This is a genomic window from Variovorax sp. PEI5 (genome assembly GCF_056679935.1).
Genome location: NZ_CM155257.1, coordinates 2775901 through 2801312, shown reverse-complemented (window position 1 = coordinate 2801312; position 25412 = coordinate 2775901). Strand labels below are relative to the sequence as shown.

Sequence of the window (25412 nt, the reverse complement as noted above, 5' to 3'; positions counted from 1 at the left end):
TCAGCGCCCACCCTGCCGTCCCGGTGCCGTTCCTCGGGCGCCGGCACGGGACAAATGAAAAAAGCCCCGCGATGCGGGGCTTTTTTTTCGGAGCGGATGCGGATCAGTAGTACTTGCCCAGATTGACCCGGCGCATGGCTTCGTAGAGCGTGGGCACTTCGGCGGCGGCCGAACGCTCGGCCACCAGCTGGCGTGCCAGTTGACGGGCCGGCACCAGGGTCGCGCTCTGCGATGCTTCGTGGCGCGTCGTGGCGGCCTGGAGTTCGTGCATGACGCGGGTATCGTAGCGGGCATAGGCCAGGAACTTGGCATCGGCGGCGGCGGCGGCGCGGCGCTGCGAGTAGGCGTTCCAGCCGGTCCGGGCACGGACGAACAGGGCGCCCACGCGGTTGGCGACGAGCGCCATCACGACGAAGACCACCGCCCACATCACGAGCCAGGCGGTCAGCAGACCACCGTCCTCGAGGCTGTCGGCCAGATGATCGGCACCGACCACCAGGGCCGCGACGATGATGGAAAGCAGGAGTGCCGCGAGGCCGGCCGCGCCGACGGTGTCGAGACGCGTGTTGCGGAGTTCGGAGAAAGCGGCGCCGGCGCGGCTGACGCCGGGATGTTCGGTGGGTTGGTCGACGTGGACAAAGCTGGTCATGGTGCGTCCTTCGGTGAGTAGACAGTGGTTGGCGAGTGCCGATGGGGTGATATTAGGGGTTACCCTACTGTCTATCCACTTTATATTGATGATGTATATCATTCACGAGGATGATGGACGTCAACTTTCGCACGCTCGACCTCAACCTGCTGCGCGTCTTCGACGAGGTCATGGCCGAACGCAACCTGACCCGCGCGGCACGCAACCTCTCGCTGACCCAGCCCGCGGTCAGCAATGCGCTGCGCCGATTGCGAGAAGTGCTGGGCGACGACCTCCTGCGCCGCTCGGGAGCCGGCGTGGAGCCCACGCCGCGCGCGCTGGCGCTGTGGCCGGCGGTGCGCGACGCCCTGCTCCAGCTGCAGCACACGCTGGCGCCCAATGCCTTCGACGCCGCCGTCGCCGACACCACCTTCGTGCTCGCCATGGCCGACGCCACGGCGGCTGAACTGATCCCGGGGCTGGTGCAGATCGCCCAGGCCGAGGCACCCGCGATCTCGGTGCGCGTGGTGCCACTGACCACGCGCGATCCACGGCAATTGCTGGAGAACGAGGGCGCCGACATGGCGATCGGCTACTTCCCGGCCGTGATCGCCAGCCTGACGGCGCGAGGCCAGTCGGGCCTGGCGGTGCCGTTTGAGACCCAGCGGCTGTACGTGGGCCAGTACGTGTGCGTGATGCGGCGTGGCCATCCGCTGGCGGCGCAGCCGCTCACGCTCGACGACTTCTGCGCCGCGCGCCATCTGCTGGTGAGCTTTTCCGGCCGGCCCTATGGCTTCATCGACCAGACGCTCGGCGCGCTGGGGCGCGAGCGGCGCATCGTGGTCACGGTGAACCAGTTCTTCACCGCCGGTCGCGTGGTGGCCAATTCCGACCTGCTGACGGTGCTGCCGCGCCATTTCGTCAGCGTCACCGGCATCGACGAGCAGCTGATGCTGCGCGACCTGCCCTTCGACCAGCCGCTCGTGCATGTCGATGCGGTCTGGCACCGGCGCGCGCAGCACGGGCATGCGCACCAGTGGCTGCGCGATGCGCTCATCCGCGCGGCGGCAGCGGCATTCGCGCGCTCGGTCCTGTCGGACGAGGTATTCGGCGCCCCATCCTGACGCGGCGGCGCCGGAAGGCTCAGCGCACGACGCTGAGCCAGGCGCTGGCGGCGACGCGCAGTTCCTGCGCATGCTGGGCATCGAGCCCGGCACGGAAATCGGCGTTCTCCATCAGCGTGGCGGCCGGACTGGCGGGCACGTCGGCAGGAGTGGCGTGGAGGAAGCGGGCCGCTTGGGCCATCAGACGGAACAACATGATTCGGCGAGCCCGGGGCTGCGCTGGGGTGGATGAAGCTTGTAGATTAAGGGTTATCCCTAATCCACAAGCCCTGATTTCATGCATTTATTGCATGACGTGATGATGTCCCGATGCCGTCGAGCGGCCGGCGGGCGTTTCCATGGCGCCGCGCCGAGCGACCCCGCCCCGCCGCATCGCGCGACACAACCCCTAGACTGCCGGCCATGAAGGTCCAGCTCCTGTCCGATCTCCACCTGGAGTCGCATCCCCATCTGTTCGTCGCGCCCGCGCCGGGCGCCGACCTGCTCGTGCTGGCCGGCGACATCGGCTCCTACCAGCAGGGTTCGCGCCTGGAGACGCCGGACTTCGGCCTGGCGCGTTTCTCACCGCGCCATGGCTGGCCGACGCCGGTGCTCTATGTCCCGGGCAATCACGAATACGACGGCGCCGATGTCGACGAGCGCGACGAGCGCCTGCGCGCGCTGTGCGCCGAGCTCGACATCACCTGGCTCGAACGCGCGACGGTGGTGCGCGACGGCGTGCGCTTCATCGGCACCACGCTGTGGGCCGACTTCGATGCCCTGGTCGAGCCGGGCGAGGACCTTGCCGCGCGCCTGAAGAAGCGCGGCAAGGCGATGCGGGCCGCGAATTTCTATCTGGAGAAGGCCGCCGCGACCCACCACGGCCTGCCGTTCCTGGCCGAGCAGCTGCGGGAGCGCGCGCTGGTCTGCGAGGCCTGGCTGCGCGACGCGCTGGCGGTCCCCTTCGATGGCACGACGGTGGTCGTCACGCATTTCGCGCCCACGCTCGCCAGCGCCGATCCGCGCTACGGCCTGCGGCCCGGCACGGCGGGCTTCTGCAATTCGCTCGACGATCTGCTGCCCTTGGCGGACTTCTGGCTCCACGGCCATCTGCACTGCGCCCACGACTACGTGAAGGACGGCTGCCGCGTGATCGCCAATCCGCTGGGCTATGCCTCCAAGGGCGAGCAGGACGCGTTCCGGCCCGACCGCCTCCTCGAACTGCGCTGAAACGCGTCCGGAGTTCCGCGCATGCTCAATGGCCTCTGGCTGGGTTTCTTCCTGATCGCCGCCCTGGCCGCGCTCGGCCGCTGGCTGGTCGGCGGCGATCCGGCCGTCTTCGCCACCATCGTCGAGAGCCTGTTCGCGATGGCGCGGCTGGCGGTGGAGATCATGGTGCTGCTCTTCGGCACGCTGACGCTGTGGCTGGGCCTGCTGCGCATCGCCGAGGCGGCCGGGCTGGTGGCGTGGCTGGCGCGGCTGCTCGGTCCGCTGTTCCGGCGCCTGATGCCGGAGGTGCCGTCGGGCCATCCGGCGCTGGGCCTGATCACCATGAACTTCGCGGCCAACGCCCTCGGCCTGGACAACGCGGCCACGCCGATCGGCCTGAAGGCGATGCGCGAGCTGCAGACGCTCAACCCGCGCCCCGGGACCGCGAGCAATGCCCAGATCCTGTTCCTGGTGCTCAACGCGTCCTCGCTGACATTGCTGCCGGTGACGATCTTCATGTATCGCGCCCAGCAGGGCGCCCCCGACCCGACGCTGGTGTTCCTGCCGATCCTGCTGGCGACCAGCGCCTCGACGCTGGTCGGCCTGCTGTCGGTGGCGCTGGTGCAGCGCCTGCGGCTGTGGGACCCGGTGGTGCTGGCCTATCTGCTGCCATTGGCGCTCGGGCTGGGCGGCTTCATGGCGCTGCTGGCCACGCTCTCGGCGACGGCGCTGGCCGCCCTGTCCTCGCTGCTGGGCAACCTGGCGCTGTTCGGGATGATCGTCGTCTTCCTGGTGGTCGGGGCTCTGCGGCGGGTGCGGGTCTACGATGCCTTCATCGAGGGCGCGAAGGAGGGATTCGACGTCGCCCGCAACCTGCTGCCCTATCTGGTGGCGATGCTGTGCGCCATCGGCGTGCTGCGGGCCTCGGGCGCGCTGGACCTCGCGCTCGGCGGCATCCGCTGGCTGGTCGGACAGACCGGCTGGGACGCGCGCTTCGTCGACGCGCTGCCGACCGCCCTGGTCAAGCCGTTCTCCGGCAGCGCGGCCCGCGCCATGCTCATCGAGACCATGAAGAGCCAGGGCGTGGACAGCTTCCCGGCGCTCGCCGCGGCCGTCATCCAGGGCAGCACCGAGACCACCTTCTACGTGCTGGCGGTGTACTTCGGCGCCGTGGGCATCCAGCGTGCGCGGCACGCGGTGGCCTGCGCGCTGGTGGCCGAGTTCGCGGGCGTGGTGGCGGCCATCGCGGTGTGCTACTGGTTCTTCGGATGAGGGCCATGGATGTCCGCATGGACGGACGGGCGCGAGGGATCGGCCAAAATGGGTCTCCCCGCTCCTCCTCCGTCCCATCCTCGTGAAACCTTCCGCCCGGGCCCGGCCGCCCTCCTTCTCGGCCAGCGAATTCCGTCAGGCGCTGGGAATGTTCGCCACGGGCGTCACCATCGTCACCACCCGCACGGCCGCCGGCGTGCTGGTCGGACTGACCGCCAGTTCCTTCAATTCGGTCTCGCTGGATCCCCCGCTGGTGCTCTGGAGCCTGGCGCGCAGCTCGGGCTCGATGCCGGCGCTCGGCACGGGATCGCATTACGCGGTCAACATCCTGGCGGCCGACCAGAAGGCGCTGGCCGAGCAGTTCGCGCAGAAGAAGACCGATCGCTGGCTCGACGTCGAGTTCACCGAGGGCGCCAGCGGCGTGCCGGTGATCTCGGGCTGCGCGGCGACCTTCGAATGCTTCAACCGCAGCCGCTACGACGAGGGCGACCACGTGATCTTCGTCGGCGAGGTCGAGCGCTGCACGCATCGCGAGGACGCCGCGCCGCTGCTCTATCACGGTGGGCGCTTCTACACCGAGCGGCTGATCTAGCCGCGCGCCGGCACGGCGGGCGGGCGGGCGTAGGTGGCCGCGAAGCGCTGCTGCAGGTAGTCGTGCGTCGTGATCGGCGCATGGCGAGGCACCTCGCCCTCGGCCACGCACGAGGGGATCGCGCTCACCAGCGCGTCCGGATTGGGATCGAGGAAGAAGGCGATCGAGCGGCGCTCGGCCAGGGGACGGCGCACGCGATGCGGCGTCGAGACATAGACGTCGTTGGTCCAGCGCATCAGGCAGTCGCCGATGTTGCAGACGAAGGCGCCAGGCAGCGCGGGCACGTCGATCCAGGTGCCGTCGCGTCGCCGCACCTGCAATCCGGCGACGCCATCGGTCGCCAGCAGCGTGACGTTGCCATAGTCGGTGTGGGTGCCGGCGCCGGCGCCCGGAATGCCGATGTCGTCCGCCGGCCCCGCGTCGGCGGCCACCGGCGCCGGCGCCGGCGCCGGATAGCGCAGCAGGCGCAGCGTGGCGAGCGGGCGGTCGATGCGGTCGGCGAAGAAGTCCTCCGGCAGGTCGAGGTCGAGCGCGAAGGCCCGGTGCAGCCGCGTGCCGACCGCCAGCAGCGCGTCGAAATATGCCTGCAGCGTGATGCGGAAATCCGGCAGCGGCGGCCAGACGTTGACCGGCCGCGTGCGGCCGTCGTCGCTCCAGATCAGGTTGAAGGCCTCCTTGTGGTCGGCCGCCGCCGTCTCGTCGAGCGCCTCGACGCCCAGGCCGACATAGCCCCGGTTGCTGCCGAGCCGGTCGATCGCCATCTCGCGCTTGGCCGCGAGCGGCAGCGCGAACAGGCGCGCGCTCTCGGCGAATGCCGCATCCACCAGCGCGGCCGGCACGCCATGGCCCTCGATGGCGAAGAAGCCGACATCGCGGCAGGCGGCGCCGATGCGCGCGGCGACGGCGCGGCGGGCCGCCACGGCGGGCGCGGCCAGCTCGGCGATGTCGATGCGCGGGATGCCGGCGGCGGAGATGGCGGCGGGCGGGTGCTCTGCAGAAGTCATGTCGACGGGTCCTTCGATCGGTCCGCCATCATCCCTTGCCGATGGCCGACTCGTGCCAGTTCTTCAGCAGCAGCCGCCCGATGCCGCTCACCACCATGAAGAACAGGAAGCCCAGCAGCGTCGCGGCGATGACCTCGGCGAACAGCAGCGCCGTGTACATGCGGCCCTGGGCGAAGACGATCTGCACGCCCAGGCCGCCCTGCGCGTTGCCCGAGCCGATGATGAATTCGCCCACGATGGCGCCGATCACCGACAGCCCGGCCGAGATGCGCAGGCCCGCGATGATGTGCGGCAGCGCGCCGGGCAGCTGCAGCTTGGCGAAGGAGGTGAAGCGGCTGGTGGTGTGCAGCGCGAACAGCTCGGTCAGGTTGCGCGAGGTCGAACGCAGTCCCAGCAGCGTGTTGTTGACGATCGGGAACAGCGACATGATGAAGCTGATGATGACCACCGACAGGTCGTTGTAGCCGAACCAGAGCACGATCAGCGGCGCGATCGCCACCACCGGCACCGTCTGGAGCAGCACCGCGTACGGGTAGATGCTGCGCTCGAGCAGGCGCGACTGGCTCATCAGCGCCGCCAGGCCGATGCCGCCCACGATCGCCAGCAGGTAGCCCAGCGTCGCCTCCTTGAGGGTGGTGAGCGTGGCGAGCGCCAGCACGCCGGCGTTCTCGGCCACCGCCGCCGCCACCTCCTGGGGCGCGGGCACGAGATAGCCCTTGCCCTGATAGACGGTGGCGGTCAGCAGGTACCACAGCGCGATGGCCAGCACCGCGACGGCGCAGACCGGCCAGGCGGCCTGCGTGAAGGCGGCCGCGCGCGAGGGGGGCCGCACGACGGCGTCGGCGGCGGGGCCGCGGTCGGCGCCCTTGCGCGCGCTGGAGATGACGGTGATGGGCGATGACATGGCGGGGGGAGTCCGTGACGCGGGGCGGGATCGGGGGGGGGGGCGCTCAGGCCGGGAGCGGACGACGCAGCGCGGCCGTGACCTCGCCGGTGAGCCGCGCGAATTCGGGACTGGCGCGCAGTTCGGGCGCGCGCGGGAAGGCGAACGGCACGTCGATGACGTCGACGATGCGGCCCGGGCGTGGCGACATCACCACCACGCGGTCGGACAGGAACACCGCCTCGTGCACGTTGTGCGTGACCAGCACGGCGGTGAAGCCGGCCTGGCGCCACAGCGCCGAGAGCTCCTCCTGCAGGATGTCGCGCGTGAGTTCGTCGACCGCCGCGAGCGGCTCGTCGAGCAGCAGCAACGCCGGGCGCAGCGCCAGCGCGCGGGCCAGCGACAGCCGCATCCGCATCCGCATGCCCCCGGAGAGATGGTGCGGATACGACTTCTCGAAGCCCGCGAGCCCGACCAGCGCCAACGCCTCGGCGACCCGCGCGCGGCATTCGGCCGGGTCGTAGCCCTCGAGCTCCATCAGGAGCTGCGCGTTGCGCTCGACGTTGCGCCAGGGCAGCAGCGCGGCCTCCTGGAACACGAAGGCGGTCTCGACATCGGCCGGCCGCTCGCAGGTCCCGGTGCTCGATCCGACCAGGCCGGCGACGATGCGCAGCAGGGTCGACTTGCCGCAGCCCGAGGGCCCGACGATCGACACGAACTCGCCCGCGCGCAGGTCCAGGTCGACGCGATCGAGCGCCCGCAGGCCGTTGTCGAAGCGCTTGGAGACGCCCTTGAGATGGATGTCGGCACCGTGGGCCATGTCTAGCATCCCGGCACGAAGGAGCGGTCGTAGGCCTGCTTCTCGTCGAAGCCCGCCGGCAGGAAGGCCACGCTGCGCAACTGGCCCGCGAGCTCGCTCCAGCGCGCGTCGCTCATGCAGCCGATGCGGCCGAGGTCGTGCGAGATCAGCCGCTCGATCATCTCCTTGTTGGCCGCGTCGTAGACCGCCGGCGAGATCTGCTTGTTCATCTCCGCGAACATCGGCTTCAGGCCGGAGGGATTGCGCACGTAGTTGGCCCAGCCCTTCTGCACCGCCGCGACCGCCGCCTTCACCAGCGCCGGGTTCTTCCTGATCATCTCGTCGGTGGTGAACAGCACGTTGTAGGGCCGGTAGCCCAGCGAGGCCAGCGTGATCGACTGCACCGCGATGCCGGCCTCGGCCATGCGCGCGGGCAGGTAGAGCGAGTAGCCCTGCTGCACCATCTTCGGATCGTTGCGGAACAGGCTGAGGTCGCCGCTGACCGGGATCTCGCGCGTGCCGGCGAGCTTGTACTGCTTCTTGGTCCATTCCCAGTAGGCATTGCCGACATTGACCGCGAAGGTGCGGCCCTGCAGGTCGGCGATGGATTTCACGGCCGGATCGGCGTGATGGACCAGGGCGTAGGGCACGTGGTCGAGGTGGGCGAACACCGCGCGCACCGGCGCGCCGCGCAATCGCGCCAGCAGCACGTCGTCGGCGTTGCCGATGCCGAACTCGGCCTGGCCCGAGGCCACCTGCGGGATGGTCTGGATCTTCGGGCCGCCCTGCAGCACGGTGATCCTCAGGCCGGCGTCGCGACCCAGGTTGTCCTGCTGCGCCTGCCAGTAGCCGGCCTGGTCGGGCTGCGCGAACCAGTTGGTGAGGATGCGCACCGGCCGGGCGTCCTGCGCCACCGCCGGCAGCGCGACCAGTGAGACGGCGGCCAGGGCCAGGGCCAGGGCGGTGCGGCGGAAGAGAGCTGTGGTCATGTCGGACTCCGGGGGACGGGGGATGTCGGGTAAGGCCAAGCGGGATTCATGCCGCCAGCCAAGGCAGCTGCTCGCGGCCATAGCGATAGGTCTGGAACACGCTGTTGAGGCGGCCGGGGCCGGTCCTGCGGGCGGCGGCGTCGGGGTACTCGGCGAACCACGGGATCACGTACTCCCACACCACCTCGCCCGCGCGCGTGACCTCGAACAGCCGGCCGGTGGCCGACTCGGTGATGTGCACGTTGCCATTGGGCAGGGGCTGCGCGTTGCCCATGAAGGCGGTGAAGAAGGCATTGACCATCTCGTCGGCATACGACCAGGTCACCTCGTGGGTCGCCGGATCGATCTCCAGCACGCGCGAGAAGGCGACATGGCTGCCGGCGCGGAAGTTGCCGTTGTCGAAGGCCAGGATGCGACCGTCGGGCAGCGCCACCGGCGCGTGCTGGTGCGACACCACGCTCGGCGGGATGTGCAGCTTCACCTCGCCCGAGGCCTTGTCGACGCCGATGATGCCGGCCGTGGTGCGCAGGCTCATCAGCACGCGGCCCTCGGCATCGACGTCGAGGCCGTTGACCAGCGGCCAGTGGTAGCGGCCGAAGCCCGGATGGATCGGGAAGTCCGCCGGATCGAGATGCTCCCAGGACTTCCATTCCCAGACCAGCTCGCCGGCGCGGTCCACCTCGCGGATCACGTCGCCGAACATCGGCTCGTCGGGGCCGTGCGCGGTGCCACCGGGCACGCGCTCGGCGAAACCGGGCGGCACCGGAGCGCAGGCGGCATAGAGCAGGTGCCCGTTGGCCAGCCAGCGGGCATCGTGGTGGTGCGCCGGGTCCTGGTAGCGCCAGACCACTTCGCCCTGGGGGGTGACCTCGTAAAAATCGCCGCCATGCCACATCGACCAGGCCGCATAGAGGTCGGGCGAGTCCGGGTGGTTGCCGTTGTAGCCCAGGTTGCCGTTCTCCAGGATGACGGCGTGGCGCCCCGGGCGCACCGGCATCTTCCACTCGTGCACCACGGTGCCCTCGATGTCGATCAGGTAGACATGGCCGCCGGCCGTCTGCGGCGCGATCAGCGTGTAGCCGCCGGCGGACAGGGCCGGGTCGTGGGCGATGAGGCCGACGCCGCGGCGGCGCTGGGTGATCTGGTCGACGGTGGTGGCCAAGCGGGACTCCTCGTAAGCAAAGAGCACCGAATCTATGCCGATGTCCGCGTCCGGAAAACCTGATTGTTTCGAACGGCGCGTCAGCAAAAACCGTACAGTGCCCGATGCGCTCGATTTCCCAGAACTTCCGCTGCTTCGACGAGGTGGCCCGGCGCGGCTCGATCCGCAAGGCGGCCGAGTCGCTGCACCTCACCGCCGCCGCCGTGCACCAGCAGGTGCTCAACCTGGAGGAGCAGGTCGGCACGCCGCTGTTCGACCGCCTGCCGCGCGGCATGCAGCTCACCACCGCTGGCGAGATCATGGTGGCGGCGATCCGCCGCGCCCAGCGCGATTTCGACCATGCGCTGACCCAGGTCGAGGACCTGCGCTCGCTGCGGCGCGGCCACATCAACCTCGCGGTCTCGCATTCGTCGGCCGAGCAGCTGGTGCCCGAGGTGATCGAGGCGGCCATGAAGAGCTATCCCGGCGTGACCTATGGCGTGCGTTCGGGCAATGGCGAGAGCATCCTCAAGTGGGTCGCCAACGGCGAGGCCGATGTCGGCTTCTGCCTGCGCCGCAAGCCCCCGCCGGGCGTCGAGGAGGTGCGCGCCTTTCCGCAGCAGCTCGGCCTGGTGACGGCGCCGGGCCATGCCCTGCTGACGCCGCCCGGGCGCCTGCCGCGCCTGCGCGACTGCCTGGACCAGCCCCTGATCCTGCTCACGCCCGACACCGAGCTGCGCGCGCTGGTCGACCAGATCGACCTGCGCGAGCACCGCGCCACGCGGCCGCTGGTGGAGACCAGCTCGGTGGCGATGGTGCGGCGACTGGTGGCCGGCGGCACCGGCATCGGCTTCCTGATCCCCGAGAACGTGGCCGAGGACGTGGCGCAGGGCCGGCTGGTGTGGACGGCGCTGGCCGATGCCGGCGCCCGCTCCTTCAGCTGCCTCTACCAGCGCAGCGGCCAGACCACCTCGGTGGCGATGGGCATGTTCCTGCAGTTCCTGGAGGCGGCGCTGATGGCGATCGGCCAGCGCTTCGACACCCTGGGACCGCCGCTGCGCCAGGACGGCTTCGCGCGGTAGGCTTGCTCCCATGACCGAGCGCAAGCCCCACCTCGACACCGTCGCCATCCGCGTGCTGGTCGCCTGCTGCGCCTTCTGGGGCCTGCAGCAGATCCTCATCAAGACCACCGTGGCCGAGGTGCCGCCGATGTGGCAGGCCTCGCTGCGCATGGCCGGCGCGGTGCTGCTGCTGGTGCTGTGGTGCCGCTCGCGCGGCATCGCGCTGTTCGAGCGCGACGGCACGCTGGCCGGCGGCCTGCTGGCGGGGGCGCTGTTCGCGGCCGAGTTCGTCTGCATCTACCTCGGGCTGCAGCACACCAGCGCCTCGCGCCTGACGGTGTTCGTCTACACGGCGCCCTTCGTCGTGGCCGTGCTGCTGCCGCGCTTCGTGCCGGGCGAGCGCCTGCGCGGCGTCCAGTGGCTGGGGCTGACGCTGGCCTTCGCCGGCGTGGTCGTGGCCTTCGGCGAGAGCCTGTTCGGCCATGGCGCGGGCACCGGACAGTGGCGCGGCGACGCGCTCGGGCTGGCCGCCGGCGTGCTGTGGGGCCTGACGACATTGGCGATCCGCGCCACCCGCCTGGCCGTGGCCAGCGCCGAGAAGACGCTCTTCTATCAGATCGCCGTCACCGCCGTGGTGACGCCCGTGCTGTCGCTGTGGCTGGGCGAGACGCGTGGCCTGGCGTACTCGGCCTATGCCTGGTTCTCGATCGCCCTGCAGACCGGCATCGGCGCCTTCGCCAGCTACCTGGCGTGGATGTGGCTGCTGCGCCATTACCCGGCCACGCGCATCGCCTCCTTCACCTTCCTGACGCCGGTGTTCGCGCTGGTGTTCGGCGTCGTGCTGCTGGGCGAGCCGGTGACGCCGCACCTGCTGCTGGCGCTCGCCGGCGTGGGCCTGGGCGTGGTGCTGGTCAACCGCACCGGTCCGGCCCCCGCGCCCCGCGTCGCCACCTCCTCCTCCTCCGCCCGGAAACCCTGATGGAATTCCAGACCGTCCTCGACGAGATCGATGCCGAGATCCGCCCGCTGCTGGGCGCGGCCGGCACCGTGGCCAGCTACATCCCGGCGCTCGCGCGCGTGCCGGCCGAGCACTTCGGCATCGCCCTGCGCACCCGCGACGGCGAGGAGGCCTGCGCCGGCGACGCGCGCGCGCCGTTCTCGATCCAGAGCGTGTCCAAGCTCTTCACCCTCACGCTCGCCATGCGCTGCCTGGGCGAGCGCCTGTGGGAGCGCATCGGCCGCGAGCCCTCGGGCAATCCGTTCAATTCGCTGGTGCAGCTGGAGTTCGAGGCCGGGCGCCCGCGCAATCCGTTCATCAATGCCGGCGCATTGGCGGTGGCCGACCGGCTGGTCACGCAGGCGCGCGCCGCCGCCTGCGGGGCGGGCCCGCGCGACGCCCGCGACGACATCCTGGCGCTGATGACCGACCTCGCCGGCGAGCCCGTCGCCTTCGATCCCGAGGTGGCCGCGTCCGAGGCCGCGACCGGCTTCCGCAACGTCGCCCTGGTCAACTTCATGAAGAGCTTCGGCAAGATCGACAACGACGTCGCCGACGTGCTCGACATGTATTTCCACCAGTGCGCGATCCGCATGAGCTGCGTCCAGCTGGCGCGCGCCGCCGGCTTCCTGTGCCGCGACGGCGCGCATCCGCTGCGGCGCGCGCGGCCCGGCGCTGCCGATGTGGATGCCGGTGCCGTCGTCAGCGATCGCCAGACGCGCCGCATCAATGCGCTGATGCTGACCTGCGGCACCTACGACGCCGCCGGCGACGTCGCCTTCTCCATCGGCCTGCCCTGCAAGAGCGGCGTGGGCGGTGGCATCGTCGCCGTGGTGCCCGACCGGCTCACGCTGTGCGTCTGGTCGCCCGCGCTCGACGCGGCGGGCAACTCGCTGCTCGGCCTGAAGGCACTGGAACTGTTCGTGGCCAAGACCGGGTTGTCGGTGTTCTGAGCGCGCCCCGCGCAGGGCCCGCCGGGCCGCTCACCAGCCCTCCGACCCCGGCGCGCCCTTGAACGGGCCGACCAGCTCGGGCGTGATCCAGCCGGCGTAGAAGCGGCCGGGCTGCGGCTCCACGCGCATGCCATCGACACGGCAGTCGAGCGGCTGCGGGTAGAAGGCGATGTGGCCGGCCAGGGCCGCGTAGTGCGGCAATGGCGCCGGGTACCACCAGGCCACGCGGTCGAAGCGCTGGCCCGGCACCACCACCGACAGGTAGCGCGCGGTGCCCTTCCATTCGCAGAACGATTCGCCGGCCGCCGGCACGACGAGGTCGGCGCGCACGTCGGCGCGCGGCAGGTACCACGTCGGCGGACTGGCGGTCTCCATGACGCGCAGGGCGCGCCGGGTACGGGCGATCTCGACATCGCCGGCGTGGATGGTGACCTCGCGCGCATCGGGCGCGATGTGGGGCGGGCGCGGATAGTCCCAGACCGAGACCTGCCCGGGTCCGGGCGCGACGGCGAATGGCGGACGCCCGTCGCCGACGTGGGTCCACATCGAACGGGCCCAGGCGCGGCGCTCCTTCTCTTCGTCGCTCGGCGAACGGGCATCGGATGCATCGGCGGTCATGGCGGCGGTCTCCTGCGAGGGATTTCGCTCCATCATGACCGACATCGGCCCGCGCTCGTAGTACGGTCGCACCATGACCGAAGAACTCGAACCCATTCAGGAACCCACGCTCTGGCGCGACGAAGTCTGGACCGCCCGCGTCATCAAGAACGAGGACGACGACGGCTGGGCCGTGGCCATGACGCGCCACGGCGATCCGGAGCCGGCCCTGGTCGGCCCCTGGACCATGGGCCGCGACAAGAAGAATCCCAAGCCGCTCGACGCGCCGGCCTTCCACACGCTGGTCAAGACCGCCAACGAGGTGCTGCGCCGCCACGAGCAGCAGCTGCACGCGCGGCTCAACAAGCATGTGAACATCGGCGACGGCTCGGCGCGCATCCGCGTGGCGCTGCGCATCGTGCCCGACGAGGACAACCCGCATGCCGTGCTGAGCGCCGAGGACGCGCATGGCGACACGCTCGCCGAGATCCGCGTGCCGCCGACCTTCAAGCTGACGGCCGACAGCGCCGCCGCCTGGATCGACAACGGCTACGAGCGGCCGCGCTGACGCCTGCCTCGCGGCGCGCTCAGATCGCGCCGGCGGCGCGCAATGCCGCGCGCTGCGCGGCGTCGAGTCCGAATTCGGCCAGCACCTCGTCGGTGTGCTGGCCCAGGGCCGGCGGCGCGTGGCGCAGCACCGGCGGCGTGTCCGCCAGCCGCAGCGGACTCGCGACGCCGACGATGCGCTCGATGCCGTCGCCCAGTCCCTGGCCATCGCGCGGCAGCGCCACGGCCAGGCCGCGCGCCTTCACCTGCGGATCGTCGAAGGCCTGCGCGATGTCGTTGATCGGCCCGCACGGCACGGCCTTGTCCTCCAGCAGCGCGACCCACTCGGCGGTGCTGCGGGTGCGCGTGACGGCGGCCATCAGCGGGATCAGCACCTCGCGATGCCGCACGCGCAGCGTGTTGGTGGCAAAGCGCTCGTCGCGCGCCCAGTCGCCCTGGCCGGCGGCCTCGCAGAAGCGCATGAACTGGCCGTTGTTGCCGATCGCCAGCAGCATCGCGCCATCGCGGGTCGGGAAGTCCTGGTACGGCGCGAGGCTGGGATGGCTGTTGCCCTGGCGCTGCGGCGCGGCGCCGGTGTTGAGGAAGGCGCTGGCCTGGTTGGCCAGGATCGCCATGCCGACGTCGAGCAGCGCCATGTCGATGTGCTGGCCGCGGCCGGTGCGATGGCGCACCTCCAGCGCGGCCAGGATGGCCGTGCTGGCGTAGACCCCGGTGAACAGGTCGGTGAGCGCCACGCCGACCCGCAACGGGCCGCCGCCGGGCTCGTCGTCCGGCCGGCCGGTGATGCTCATCATGCCGCTGGTGGCCTGGATCATCAGGTCGTAGCCGGCGCGGTTGGCATGCGGGCCGTCGTGGCCGAAGCCGGTGATGCTGCAGTAGATGAGGCGCGGGTGGGCCGCGCGCAGGCTCTCGTGGTCGAGGCCGTACTGCTTCAGGCCGCCGGTCTTGAAGTTCTCCACCACGATGTCGCTCTGCGCGGCCATGCGCAGCAGCAGGTCGCGGCCCTCGGGTGTCGCCATGTCGACGGTGACCGAGCGCTTGTTGCGGTTGCAGGCGGTGAAGTAGGTGGCCTGGTCGGTGTCGTTGCCCTCGGCGTCCTTCAGGAACGGCGGGCCCCAGGCGCGCGTGTCGTCGCCGACGCCGGGCCGCTCGATCTTCACGACATCGGCACCCAGATCGGCCAGGATCTGCGTGCACCACGGGCCCGCGAGCACGCGGGAGAGATCGAGAACCTTGATGCCTTCGAGTGCAGAGCTCATGAGCGCGTGGGGATGGAGGGATGGATGGAGGAAGGGATCGATCGGTGGACGCGCGGCCCGCTCCCTCTCCCGACGACGGTCCGGGCGGCTCGCCGCCCGGGACCTCAGTTCGCGAACGCGGCGATGCCCGTGATGGCGCGACCCAGGATCAGCGCGTGGATGTCGTGCGTGCCCTCGTAGGTGTTCACCACCTCGAGGTTGACCAGGTGGCGCGCGACGCCGAACTCGTCGCTGATGCCATTGCCACCCATCATGTCGCGCGCCAGGCGGGCGATGTCGAGCGCCTTGCCGCAGTTGTTGCGCTTCATGATCGAGGTGATCTCGACCGAGGCCGTGCCCTCGTCCTTCATGCGGCCCAGGCGCAGGCTGCCCTGCAGGCCCAGCGCGATCTCGGTCTGCATGTCGGCCAGCTTCTTCTGGATCAGCTGGTTGGCCGCCAGCGGCCGGCCGAACTGCTTGCGGTCGAGCACGTACTGGCGGGCGCGGTGCATGCAGTCCTCCGCCGCGCCCATGGCGCCCCAGGAGATGCCATAGCGGGCGCTGTTGAGGCAGGTGAACGGACCCTTGAGGCCCTGCACCTCGGGGAACGCGTTCTCCTCGGGACAGAAGACGCCGTCCATCACGATCTCGCCGGTGACGCTGGCGCGCAGGCCGACCTTGCCGTGGATGGCCGGGGCGGTGAGGCCCTGCATGCCCTTCTCCAGCACGAAGCCGCGGATCGGTCCGACGGCGCCGCTCTCGCTGACCTCCTTGGCCCACACCACGAAGACATCGGCCAGCGGCGAGTTGCTGATCCACATCTTGCTGCCCGACAGCGAGTAGCCGCCCGGCACCTTCTTGGCCCGGGTCGCCATGCTGCCGGGGTCGGAGCCGTGGTCGGGCTCGGTCAGGCCGAAGCAGCCGATCCATTCGCCGGTGGCCAGCTTGGGCAGGAACTTCTGCTTCTGGGCCTCGGTGCCGAACTCGTTGATCGGCACCATCACCAGCGAGCTCTGCACGCTGGCCATCGAGCGGTAGCCCGAGTCGACGCGTTCGACCTCGCGCGCGATCAGGCCGTAGGCGACGTAGTTGAGGCCGGGGCCGCCGTACTGCTCGGGGATGGTCGGGCCCAGCAGGCCCAGCTCGCCCATCTCGCGGAAGATCGCCGGATCGGTCTCGCCGGTGCGGAAGCCCTCGACCACGCGCGGGGCGAGCCGCTCCTGGCAGTAGGCATTGGCGGCGTCGCGGATCATGCGTTCGTCGTCGGTGAGCTGCGCGTCGATCTGCAGCGGGTCGTCCCAGTGGAAGAAAGCTTTGGTGGCCATGGCGGGTATGTCTCCGGCGAGCGGTGGAAGGTGGTGGGCTCATCGTAGCGACCGACCCGCCCCGGCGCAAACGAGTGTTTCTCACCCCCGCATGCGTCCGGCGCATATCTGGATGACCCACCGGATGCAGTGGCTTCGATGCCGGCGGCCCTCCCGGCGCGCCGCATTCATACACTCCACGCATACATGCGCCGCAAGATACCCCCACTGCAGACCCTGTTGTGCTTCGATGCCGCCGCCCGCCACGAGAGCTACACGCGCGCGGCGCAGGAACTGGCGCTGACGCAGAGCGCGGTGTCGCGCCAGATCGGTTCGCTGGAGTCCTTCCTCGGCGTCGCGCTGTTCCGCCGCACGCGCCATGGCGTCGCGCTCACGGCGGGCGGACGCGCCTATGCCCGCCAGATCGCCGGCCGGCTCGAAGCCATCGAGCGCGACACCCTGGACGCCATGGCCCACCACGACGCGGCCGGCGCCGGTGGCGCGCTGTCGCTGGCGGCGGTGCCGACCTTCGCCACGCGCTGGCTGATCCCGCGGCTGCCCGATTTCGCGCGGCGCTGCCCCGACGTGGTGGTGCACATCGAGACCCGCACCCGCCCCTTCCTCTTCAACGACACCGAGTTCGATGCCGCGCTCTATGCCGGCACGCGGGCCCAGGTGGCGAACTGGCCCGGCACGCGGGCCGTGCGGCTGCTCGACGAGGACGTGACGCCGATCTGCAGCCCGGAGCTGCTGCGGCGCCATGCCGGCGCGCGGCGCAAGGGCGACGACGGCGGCCTGTCCCCGGCGCGCATCGCCACCATGCCGCTGCTCCAGCAGAGCACGCGCCCCGACGGCTGGCGCCAGTGGTTCGACGCCCAGGACGTGGACGCGCCGCTGGCGCGCTCGGGCCCGCGCCACGAGTTGTTCTCCATGCTGGCCGTCGCCGCCGCGCACGGCCTGGGCGTGGCGCTGATCCCGACCCTGCTGATCGCGGAGGAACTCGCGCGCGGCGACCTCGTCGTTGCCTGCGACCGGCCGCTCAAGGGCGAGCGCGGCTACTACCTGGTGATGCCGGAGCACGCGCAGGACCCGCCGGTGCTGGCGCATTTCTGCGCCTGGCTGACCGAGACGGTCGCCGACGACGGCGCCTGAGGATGCCCGCCGATACGCCGGGCCGCCGTTCGCCGGCATGCTCGGGATTCCAGCCGGACCACCGGCGCCATCGATCGCCCAGACCCCCGCCACCATGCTGCAGACCCTGACGCCCTTCCTCATCCACTGGGCCATCATCGCCTTCTCCCTCTGGGTCGCCAGCCACCTGTTCCGCGGCATCCGCTTCGACACCACCGGGGCGCTCGCCGTCTCGGCCCTGCTCCTGGGCTTCGCCAACGCCGTGGTCAAGCCGCTGCTGATCGTGCTGACATTGCCCCTGACGCTGCTGACCTTCGGATTGTTCCTGCTGGTCATCAACGCGCTGATGATCCTCGGGGTCTCGGCATTGGTGCGGGGCTTCCGCGTCTCGGGCTTCTGGACCGCCCTGTTCGCCAGCATCTTCGTCTCGCTGCTGAGCCTGGTGATCGGCTCGCTGCTGGGCAGCGGCGATCCGGCGACGACGATCCAGATGCCGCAGAACGGCCTGTGGCTGTGAGCGCCGGGCGCCGCCCCGGCGGGCGGGCGCTCCGCCCGGTGTCCCCGTGACGGCCTATCGCGGCGGCGCCTCGTGGGTCCAGGGCACGCAGTCATAACGCAAGGGCCGGTAGGTGGCGACCTGGTCCGGCCGGGGCGCATCGGCCTGCGGCACGGTGCAGCGGTATTCGGCGCCCGGCCGGCCATCGACCCCCTCGGTGACGACGAAGCGGGTGATGGTGGGGCCGTCCTCGCGCAGTTCGAACAGCACGGTCTGCCGGCGTGAATCCAGGTACAGGCGTTCGAGCCTCTCGCCCGGGCGCCTGGCCGTGAACCGCACCGGCAGCGCCGTGCCGTCCGGCGCCACGAAACGCGCCACGACCCAGAAACCGTCGGCGATCACCACCGACTTGACATTGCCCTTGTGGAGATACTGCCCGGCCGCGGCCTGCGCCTCGCCGAGGGCGGGTCCCGGCGACACCGTCACGCCCCGCAGGTAGCCCGCCGCCACCGGCACGTAGACATTCGTCGTCGCGGGCACGTCGACGCTGGCGCCGTCGATCAGCGCGGTCTGCGGCTCCTGCGACCGGTTGGCGATGGTCACGCCCGCCGCGCCCGGATGCTCGAACAGGCGGGTCGAGCCGACCACGCCGCGGTTCTCCCGCGTGAAGGCCGCTCCGGCGTCGGTCAGGGCATGGTCGAGCGAGAAGCCGGCCTGCAGCGAGGTGGTGTCGCGCCCCGCGCTCAGCGACGTGGTGTGGGCCACCGGACCGAGCTGGGCGTCGATGTGGCCCGCCGCGGCCCCGCCCTGCGTTTCCGCCGCGCCATCGCCCGGGCTGCGCGAGCCGCTCGCGCTGAGCGAGTAGGAGCGCAGCTGCGCGTGGCTCGCGGGGTCCAGCGAGCGCGAGTGCCCGACCGAGACCGCGGCGCCGCCGCGCAGGTCGGTCGATACCGAGCCGGTCAGCACCGAACCGCCCGCCTCCAGCGGCACGACCCACACGACCAGCAGCGACCTGGCCCGGGTGCCCGGCTCGTAGCCGAGCATCGCCAGCACGCTGCTCTGCCGCCCGGCGATGCGCACGCCCAGGCTCGCCTGCAGCGTGGCGCGCCGCAGCACGGCACCCTCCAGACGCGATTCGACGTAGGTCAGGCGCAGCGGCCAATCCCGATGGCCCAGTCCCCAGGTCGTCGAGCGGTAGTCGGTCGGCGCATAGCACCGCAGACCGTCGACGAGCAGGCGGCAATCGCCATCGCCCGCGCCCGGGGCACTCGCGGAGCGCGAGGTCCGGTAGTCGGTGAAGCTGACCGAGGGTTGCCAGCCGCTCTCCAGGACCGGCTGCAGGCTGCCGCCGATGCCCCGCTCGCCATGCGTGCCGAGCATCAGCGAACCCTGGATCGACAGCGTCGGGTCGGACAGCGCCGTGGCGATGCGGGTGAATCCCCTGCCGCCCTGCAGGCCCGAGCGCAGCCGGCCCCAGGTCCCGGCATAGGCATGGCCGAAGGACAGCACGGTCTGGTCGAGCACCTGGAAGCGTCGGTGGCGCGTGCCTTCCAGGGTGTCCTGCAACAGCGGGCGGCCGATGTCGACATAGAAGCCATGCGGGTCGCGCACCGGGTCGAAGGCCGGGGCATCGGCGGCGTCGGCCGGCAGCACCTCCACCCGCTGGCGCCGCTCCACGCCCAGGGCGTCGCGCACGATCACCTCCACGAACGGCTGGCCATAGCCGGGGAACGACACGATCCGCTCGCCCGGCTGCAGGGTGCCCTCGAACAGCTGGGCCCCCTGGGAGACGATGCGCACGTGGGATGGCGACAGCAGCTGCAGCCGCACGCGCTGCGTGCGCCCGAACGCGGAGATCCCGCCGCCGTCGGATTTCCAGGCCAATCCCACGATGGCCGGACTGACGAGGAACAGGTGGGCGCCGCTGCCACCGCCGCCATCCATGCCGATGTCGCTCTGGAACACGCCCGCGTAGGCGGTGCCGGCCTGGAGGCCCAGGCGCCGGCCCCATGCCAGGAGATTGACGTGCGCGCCGTTGCGGGGCCTGGCGCCGGCGCCGGTGGCGGCGATGGCGGCGGTATCGGAGGGCTGGTGCGATGCGGTGACGTCGTACTGCAGCAGGCCGTCGCCCTTCGACAGCACGCCGCGCGCGGCGAGGTTCAGGTGGTGGGCGACGGTCGGGCCGCTCGGGTTGGCGCCCGCCGCGCTGCGCGTCGTGCCCAGCGACAGGTTCGTGGATCCGACCCAGGCCGGCGACGTCGTCGCCACGCCGGTCTCGACCAGCTGGCGCCGGGTGTCGTCGGCCAGCAGGACCAGCTCCTCCTGGCGCTGGCCCTGCGCATCGATGCCGTGCCGCGATCGCAGCCGCATGTCGATGCAGATCTGCGGCGTCGCCGCCAGGGCCAGGCAGGTCGCCCGCTCGAGTTCGAACACCGGCTGCTGCAGATAGGCGTCGACCGCCGCGCGCTCGAAGCCCAGGTCACGCAGGAGGTCGCGGAACGCGCGCGTGGCCGACGGGACCAGGATGTACGACGCCCGCGCGTCGCCCTCGGGCGCGCCGGGCCGGGTGACGAAGACGATCGCGCCCTTGCGCTCGCCGCGCCACACCAGGACCCGGTCGATCGTCAGGGTGCCCGGGCCGAAGGTCGGCGGCGGCTCGCGCTTCAGGCGCCCGACCCCCGGGCCCGCCACCGGCGCGGTCTCGACGGTCGTCGCGGTCTCGGCGGTCGTCGCGATCGATGGTGGCCGCTCGCCGGCCAGGCATGCCGCCACGGCCACGTGCAGCAGCACGCCATGCCAGGCCACGGACCGAGCGATCCGGAAGCCGCGCGACACCACCGGGGATGCTGCGAGCATGCCCATGGCGGCGGCGCTGGCGGCGGGAGGTCCGCATCGCGGTCCCCGGCCTATCGGGAGGCCGGTCGCGCCGGCAGGTAGACGACCTCGACACGGTCGCGCTGGCTCAGACCGGCATGCACCATCACGGCCACGAGATCCTCGGCGGCGGGCCGCAGCGGAGCGATCGGGAACCGCACGGTCTCGTCGGGCAGGAGCGACTGGCGCGGAAACTCGGGGAAGGCCTGGCAATCCACCAGCATCGGCCGGGACGGTGGACAGAGACCACCGCGATCCAGGTACAGGTGACGACCCGAGAGATTCGTCAGGGCATAGACATCGTCGCCTTCGTCGCGCGCGAGCCGCAGCTGCGCCGCGCCGATCCGGGGCACCGGCGTCCGGTTGACGGTCACCAGCGCTTCGAATCCCAGCAGGTAGGCGCTCTGCACGCCGCCCTTGCCGAGTTCGTCGGCGCGGATGTCGGCGCTGTCCACGAACTTGACGTAGTAGCTGGCGCTGACGCCCGCCATCCGGTCGGGGTCAGCGACGAGCCGCGCCGTGAAGGCCTCGCCCGGGCGCAGCACGAACTCCTCGGGATAGACGCGCAGGGCGCCCTCCGGGATCGGCAGGCGGCGGCGCTCGCCATCGACGATGGCGACCCGCTCGGCGCTGCTGCGCACGTACACGATCGATTCGCCGGGATTGTTCAGCACGATCGATGCCGTGAACCGGGTCGAGGCATCCATGTTCATCATGCTGGTCTGGAGATGCCAGGTGTCGGATGGCGCCGTCGCGATGCCGTTGGGCGATGTCTGCGCCAGGGCAATCGATGGCAGCAGCGCGCCGATCGCGAGACCCCGCACGCAGGCGGCCACGGCCCGCCGCGCGGATCGCATCGTGGCCGAGCGATGCGATGGCGCGAGGCGCGGCGGCGCGCGCGGGACGGGCTCTTCCTGGCACATGGGCATCGGTACCTTCCGGGACGCCGGATCGGCGTCCGGCGGCAATGCACGAGCGGATGGCGGTGGCGCCATCGGGTCCGTGGATTCTGGAATCGAATCGGCGCCGGAACCATCGGACCCGCGTGCCGCGCGGCCCTTTTCAGAACCGGATCAGTTCGGCGACGCGAGCACCGTGATGACGGCGGTGAAGGTGTCGCTGCCGACGGCGAGCGCCGCGCCGTTGTTGAGGGAGATGCTCTTGGCCACGTTGCCCGAGCCGCAGGCGCCCGCCGACTGGACGACCTTGGTCGCCGGGACCACGAAGCCCGTCGTGTCCAGGTCGGTGATGCTCGACGCGCCGCCATCGATCATGAGGCTCTGGTTGAACACCAGCGTGGTGCCGGCCACCGACTTCGCGTTGTGCGCCAGGGCACTGGCGCGGCCGTGATTGCTCGTCAGGGTCAGCTTGACCGCCCCGCCATACGTGTCGACGACGCAGAACCGGTCGGTGACACCCGGCTTGCCGGTGACCACGGCATTGGTCACGTTGCCCGAGGTCGGCGTCATCGTGGCGTCCTTGAGATCGAGGACCTGCACCTGGCGCGGGGCCCCGGTGAAGGTGTTGGTGAACGTGCCGGTCGACGTGGCGCCCAGGGTGCCCTGGGTCGCCGCGCCCGCCATGCCCGACACCGCCGCCAGAGCCAGAAAAGCCATCTTGAGTTTTGTCATGACTACTCCCTTGTGAATCGGAAAGAGGAAACCTGCTCGATCGAAGGCGGATGGCGTCGGCCATCCGTCCCATCCCACCCGCCGATGCGACCACCGTCGGGAGAGATCACTGGGCCGGCGACGGGACGGGCTCGGCCGGTCGCGCCGTCGGCGTCACAACGGAGAAGCCACCACCGTGACGACATCCGTGAAATTTCCACTGCCCGCGGGACCGGCCTCGTGGGTCGGCACGACCGACTTGACGACGTTGCCGCGGCCGCAGTCGGGGCCGGCCAGGGCATGGCCGGCGGTCACCACGAAGGTCGACCGGCCCGGGCTCGAGACCTGGACCTCGTCGGTCAGGTCGGCATTGGAGACGAACTGCAGGTAGCTGAAGGGCATCCCGGCCTCGTTCCTGGCGATCCAGCTCCGGCCGTCGCCCGCCGGCCCGTGGGAGTTGCTGAAGGCCAGCTGCACGGCCGCGCGCGCCTCGGAGATCACGCAGAAACCGTCGCTGACGCGCAGCGGCGCGCGGGATTGCGAGCGCCCCGCCACCGGCCCGCGCGGATCGGACAGGCCCTTGATCTGCAGGCCGGCGGCCGTTGCGCCGGTCGGGCAGATCAAGCAGGTCACGCAGGTCGCGCAGACCGAGGCGATCGCCAGCGGATGCAGGAAGCGCGATCCGACGCCGCGTGGAGGATGGGATTCGATCAAGGGACGGGCGAGGTCAGGAGGAGACGATCGGTGTCATGAATCGAGAGCGAACGGGCATGGAAAATTATGGGTCGGTCGGGTGTCGGAGCGATCCGAATCACCATCGACCCCGATGCCTGGCGAACCCGGCGGGACGGGCGGACCTCAGGCCGCGCTCGCGGCCGCCGTGGCGCGTCGCCGGGCGGCCAGCTCGACATACCAGTCCAGGCAGCCCGGATTGGCCATGGCTTCACGGTTGACCACCTTCTCGATCGGCTGGCCCAGCAACAGCTTCTTGATCGGCAGCTCCTGCTTCTTGCCCGACAGCGTGCGCGGGATCTCGGCCACCTGGAACACCTCGTCGGGCACGAAGCGCGGCGACAGCGAGGTCCGGATGGCCCGGGCGATGCGCTCGCGCAGGGCGTCGTCGAGCGCGTGGCCCTCGCGCAGCACGACGAACAGCGGCATGTAGCTCTCGCAGCCCAGGTATTCGAGGTCGACCACCATCGAGTCGAGCACCTCCGGCAGGCGCTCGACGGCGCTGTAGATCTCGCTGGTGCCCATGCGCAGGCCCTGGCGGTTGATGGTGGCGTCGCTGCGGCCGTAGATGACGCAGCCGCCATCGGCGCCGATGCGGATCCAGTCGCCGTGGCGCCAGATGCCCGGATAGGTGTCGAAATAGCTCGACAGGTAGCGCGCCCGGTCCGGGTCGTTCCAGAGGTAGAGCGGCATCGACGGGATCGGCTGCACGCAGACCAGCTCGCCGACCTCGCCGACGACCGGCCGGCCCTGCTCGTCCCAGGCCTCCACCGCGGCGCCGAGCTGGCGGCACTGCATCTGGCCGGGCACCTCGGGCAGCTCGCGGTGGCCGCCGACGAAGGCGCCGCAGAAATCGGTGCCGCCGGAGATGTTGCACCACCACACGGCCGGCGCGCCGGCCATCGCGAGCTGCGCGCTGCCCCAGCGCTGCACGTCCTCGGCCAGCGGCGAGCCGGTGCTGCCGAGCGCCCGCACGCGGGACAGGTCGCCGCAGGCGGCGACGTCGACACCGGCCTTCATGCAGTTGGCGAAGTAGGCCGCGCCGGCGCCGAAGAAGGTGACCCGGTGGCGCGCCACGAAGCGCCACAGCACGCCCCAGTCGGGCTGCTCGCGGCTGCCGGCCGGATGGCCGTCGTACAGCGCGATGGTCGCGCCCATCGCCAGGCCCGAGAGCTGCGAGTTCCACATCACCCAGCCGGTGGAGCTGTACCAGTGGTAGCGCTCGCCGGCGTTGTTGGCGCTGTAGGCCGCGCCGATGTCGTTGTGCAGCCCGCACGCGTACATCGTCAGGATGATGCCGCCCTGGCCGTGGACGATGGCCTTGGGCAGGCCGGTGGTGCCGCTGGAATAGAGGATCCAGATCGGGTGGTCGAACGGCAGCCATTCGGGCTCGAAGGCGGCGACGGCGGCATCGTCGCGCGCGCTGGCGGCGGCCCAGTCGGCCTCGGCGTCGAGCGTCCCGGTGGCGTAGCCGCTGCGCACCAGCAGCAGGCTGCGCACGCTGGGCAGCTGGGCGCGCAGTTCGCGCACCACGGCGCCACGGTCGAGCGGCCGGCCGCCATAGTGCACGCCATCGGTGGCGATCAGCACGACCGGCTCGATCTGGCGGAAGCGGTCGACCACGGCGGCGGCGCCCATGTCCGGGGCGCACACGCTCCAGACCGCGCCGATGCTGGAGCAGGCCAGGAAGGCGACGATGGTCTCGGGCACGTTGGGCAGGTAGGCCGCGACGCGGTCGCCGCGCCGCACGCCCAGCGCCCTGAGTTCGAGCGCGACCGAGGCGACCTGACGCCGCAGCTCGGGCCAGGACATCTCGCGCACCGTGCCGCGCTCGTCCTCGCTGACGATCGCGGGCTGGCCGGCGGCATGCGCGGCATCGACGTGGCGCAGCACCTCGCGCGCGTAGTTCACCCGCGTGCCGGGAAACCACACCGCGCCCGGCATCCGGCGCTCGGCCAGCACCGTCGCGGGCGGCGCCGGCGACCGCACGTCCGCGTAGTCCCAGATGCTGCGCCAGAAGCCCTCCAGGTCGGTGACCGACCAGCGCCACAGGGCGTCGTAGTTGTCGAAGGACAGGCCGCGCGTGGCGCGCAGCCAGTCCTGGTAGAGGCGGATCAGGGGGATGTTCGGAGCGGTCATGGGATCGGCTGGAATTGAGGACGCGGCGGGGACGCCGGTGGGCGAGTCGACCGCAGGCCGGCCGGGCTGTCCATCGGCATGTGCCCGGATCGC

The 25412-nt window shown here is 71.1% G+C and carries 25 protein-coding genes; 10 read left to right on the top strand and 15 right to left on the bottom strand.

Translation table 11 applies throughout. The features are described 5' to 3' along the window. Window positions 1-103 precede the first annotated feature (103 nt). Window positions 104-649, bottom strand: a complete 546-nt coding sequence (locus AC1MLT_RS12965) for a hypothetical protein (protein WP_481032612.1) — start codon at window positions 647-649, stop codon at window positions 104-106. Window positions 650-762: 113 nt separating this feature from the next. Between AC1MLT_RS12965 and AC1MLT_RS12960 the strand changes: the two genes are divergently transcribed. After that, window positions 763-1752, top strand: a complete 990-nt coding sequence (locus AC1MLT_RS12960) for a LysR family transcriptional regulator (protein WP_481035013.1) — start codon at window positions 763-765, stop codon at window positions 1750-1752. Window positions 1753-1771: 19 nt separating this feature from the next. Here the strand turns inward: AC1MLT_RS12960 and AC1MLT_RS12955 are convergent, their stop codons facing one another. Further along, window positions 1772-1948 carry a hypothetical protein gene (locus tag AC1MLT_RS12955; RefSeq protein WP_481032611.1) on the bottom strand — a complete coding sequence of 59 codons (177 nt, stop codon included), beginning with the start codon at window positions 1946-1948 and terminating at the stop codon, window positions 1772-1774. Window positions 1949-2154: 206 nt separating this feature from the next. Here AC1MLT_RS12955 and AC1MLT_RS12950 point away from each other — a divergent pair, with 206 nt between their 5' ends. The 3 genes from AC1MLT_RS12950 (at window position 2155) to AC1MLT_RS12940 (ending at window position 4804) form a co-directional block, all read left to right on the top strand. After that, complete coding sequence (locus AC1MLT_RS12950) at window positions 2155-2961, top strand: metallophosphoesterase (protein ID WP_481032610.1); 807 nt, start codon at window positions 2155-2157, stop codon at window positions 2959-2961. Between the two features lie 21 nt (window positions 2962-2982). Further along, entirely contained in the window at window positions 2983-4212 is a 1230-nt protein-coding gene (locus AC1MLT_RS12945; RefSeq protein ID WP_481032609.1) for a nucleoside recognition domain-containing protein, read from the top strand. 82 nt (window positions 4213-4294) lie between these two features. Continuing rightward, window positions 4295-4804, top strand: a complete 510-nt coding sequence (locus AC1MLT_RS12940) for a flavin reductase family protein (RefSeq protein ID WP_481032608.1) — start codon at window positions 4295-4297, stop codon at window positions 4802-4804. Here AC1MLT_RS12940 and AC1MLT_RS12935 read toward each other — a convergent pair. From AC1MLT_RS12935 to AC1MLT_RS12915, 5 genes are read right to left on the bottom strand one after another with little or no spacing between them, the layout of a single operon-like run. Then, a complete protein-coding gene (locus tag AC1MLT_RS12935) occupies window positions 4801-5808 on the bottom strand; it encodes an isopenicillin N synthase family dioxygenase (protein ID WP_481032607.1) in 1008 nt (335 codons plus the stop codon). The genes AC1MLT_RS12940 and AC1MLT_RS12935 overlap by 4 nt on opposite strands. A 28-nt stretch (window positions 5809-5836) precedes the next feature. Beyond that, window positions 5837-6712, bottom strand: coding sequence for an ABC transporter permease (locus tag AC1MLT_RS12930; protein WP_481032606.1), 876 nt, complete (start codon window positions 6710-6712; stop codon window positions 5837-5839). 46 nt (window positions 6713-6758) lie between these two features. Next, the gene (locus tag AC1MLT_RS12925; protein WP_481032605.1) at window positions 6759-7511 is read right to left on the bottom strand and encodes an ABC transporter ATP-binding protein; all 753 of its coding nucleotides are present in this window, start codon (window positions 7509-7511) and stop codon (window positions 6759-6761) included. A 2-nt stretch (window positions 7512-7513) separates the two neighbouring features. After that, window positions 7514-8479, bottom strand: coding sequence for an ABC transporter substrate-binding protein (locus AC1MLT_RS12920; RefSeq protein ID WP_481032604.1), 966 nt, complete (start codon window positions 8477-8479; stop codon window positions 7514-7516). A 46-nt stretch (window positions 8480-8525) separates the two neighbouring features. Then, window positions 8526-9641 (bottom strand): aryl-sulfate sulfotransferase, encoded by a 1116-nt coding sequence (locus AC1MLT_RS12915; protein WP_481032603.1) that lies wholly within the window; start codon window positions 9639-9641, stop codon window positions 8526-8528. A gap of 104 nt (window positions 9642-9745) precedes the next feature. Here AC1MLT_RS12915 and AC1MLT_RS12910 point away from each other — a divergent pair, with 104 nt between their 5' ends. The 3 genes from AC1MLT_RS12910 to AC1MLT_RS12900 are packed head-to-tail and all read left to right on the top strand — an operon-like array spanning window position 9746 to window position 12631. Then, window positions 9746-10702 carry a LysR family transcriptional regulator gene (locus AC1MLT_RS12910; RefSeq protein WP_481032602.1) on the top strand — a complete coding sequence of 319 codons (957 nt, stop codon included), beginning with the start codon at window positions 9746-9748 and terminating at the stop codon, window positions 10700-10702. Between the two features lie 10 nt (window positions 10703-10712). Further along, window positions 10713-11660: a DMT family transporter gene (locus AC1MLT_RS12905; RefSeq protein ID WP_481032601.1), complete on the top strand. Its 948-nt coding sequence runs from the start codon at window positions 10713-10715 to the stop codon at window positions 11658-11660. After that, the gene (locus AC1MLT_RS12900; protein ID WP_481032600.1) at window positions 11660-12631 is read left to right on the top strand and encodes a glutaminase; all 972 of its coding nucleotides are present in this window, start codon (window positions 11660-11662) and stop codon (window positions 12629-12631) included. Before AC1MLT_RS12905 ends, AC1MLT_RS12900 begins: the two co-directional genes overlap by 1 nt. A gap of 30 nt (window positions 12632-12661) precedes the next feature. On the opposite strand, the gene AC1MLT_RS12895 is transcribed toward AC1MLT_RS12900, so the two are convergent. Continuing rightward, window positions 12662-13324: a DUF427 domain-containing protein gene (locus AC1MLT_RS12895; protein ID WP_481032599.1), complete on the bottom strand. Its 663-nt coding sequence runs from the start codon at window positions 13322-13324 to the stop codon at window positions 12662-12664. On the opposite strand from AC1MLT_RS12895, the gene AC1MLT_RS12890 reads away from it, so the two are divergent. Then, on the top strand, window positions 13323-13796 hold the full coding sequence (locus AC1MLT_RS12890) for a hypothetical protein (RefSeq protein WP_481032598.1): 474 nt from the start codon (window positions 13323-13325) through the stop codon (window positions 13794-13796). The genes AC1MLT_RS12895 and AC1MLT_RS12890 overlap by 2 nt on opposite strands. A gap of 19 nt (window positions 13797-13815) precedes the next feature. Here AC1MLT_RS12890 and AC1MLT_RS12885 read toward each other — a convergent pair whose 3' ends face one another. Both AC1MLT_RS12885 and AC1MLT_RS12880 read right to left on the bottom strand, forming a co-directional pair. Continuing rightward, window positions 13816-15054: a CaiB/BaiF CoA transferase family protein gene (locus AC1MLT_RS12885; protein WP_481032597.1), complete on the bottom strand. Its 1239-nt coding sequence runs from the start codon at window positions 15052-15054 to the stop codon at window positions 13816-13818. 104 nt (window positions 15055-15158) lie between these two features. Continuing rightward, a complete protein-coding gene (locus AC1MLT_RS12880) occupies window positions 15159-16358 on the bottom strand; it encodes an acyl-CoA dehydrogenase (protein WP_481032596.1) in 1200 nt (399 codons plus the stop codon). A 186-nt stretch (window positions 16359-16544) separates the two neighbouring features. Between AC1MLT_RS12880 and AC1MLT_RS12875 the strand changes: the two genes are divergently transcribed. Together AC1MLT_RS12875 and AC1MLT_RS12870 are read left to right on the top strand one after the other, a co-directional pair. Continuing rightward, the gene (locus AC1MLT_RS12875) at window positions 16545-17489 is read left to right on the top strand and encodes a LysR substrate-binding domain-containing protein (RefSeq protein WP_481032595.1); all 945 of its coding nucleotides are present in this window, start codon (window positions 16545-16547) and stop codon (window positions 17487-17489) included. Between the two features lie 94 nt (window positions 17490-17583). Beyond that, complete coding sequence (locus tag AC1MLT_RS12870; RefSeq protein ID WP_481035011.1) at window positions 17584-17985, top strand: phage holin family protein; 402 nt, start codon at window positions 17584-17586, stop codon at window positions 17983-17985. Window positions 17986-18039: 54 nt separating this feature from the next. On the opposite strand, the gene AC1MLT_RS12865 is transcribed toward AC1MLT_RS12870, so the two are convergent. From AC1MLT_RS12865 to AC1MLT_RS12845, 5 genes are all read right to left on the bottom strand, one after another. Continuing rightward, entirely contained in the window at window positions 18040-20820 is a 2781-nt protein-coding gene (locus AC1MLT_RS12865) for a hypothetical protein (RefSeq protein WP_481032594.1), read from the bottom strand. A gap of 50 nt (window positions 20821-20870) precedes the next feature. Further along, window positions 20871-21767 carry a hypothetical protein gene (locus AC1MLT_RS12860; protein ID WP_481032593.1) on the bottom strand — a complete coding sequence of 299 codons (897 nt, stop codon included), beginning with the start codon at window positions 21765-21767 and terminating at the stop codon, window positions 20871-20873. Window positions 21768-21911: 144 nt separating this feature from the next. Continuing rightward, entirely contained in the window at window positions 21912-22469 is a 558-nt protein-coding gene (locus AC1MLT_RS12855; protein ID WP_481032592.1) for a hypothetical protein, read from the bottom strand. Between the two features lie 153 nt (window positions 22470-22622). After that, complete coding sequence (locus tag AC1MLT_RS12850; RefSeq protein ID WP_481032591.1) at window positions 22623-23162, bottom strand: hypothetical protein; 540 nt, start codon at window positions 23160-23162, stop codon at window positions 22623-22625. Between the two features lie 144 nt (window positions 23163-23306). Further along, entirely contained in the window at window positions 23307-25319 is a 2013-nt protein-coding gene (locus tag AC1MLT_RS12845) for an acetoacetate--CoA ligase (protein ID WP_481032590.1), read from the bottom strand. Between the last annotated feature and the right edge of the window lie 93 nt (window positions 25320-25412).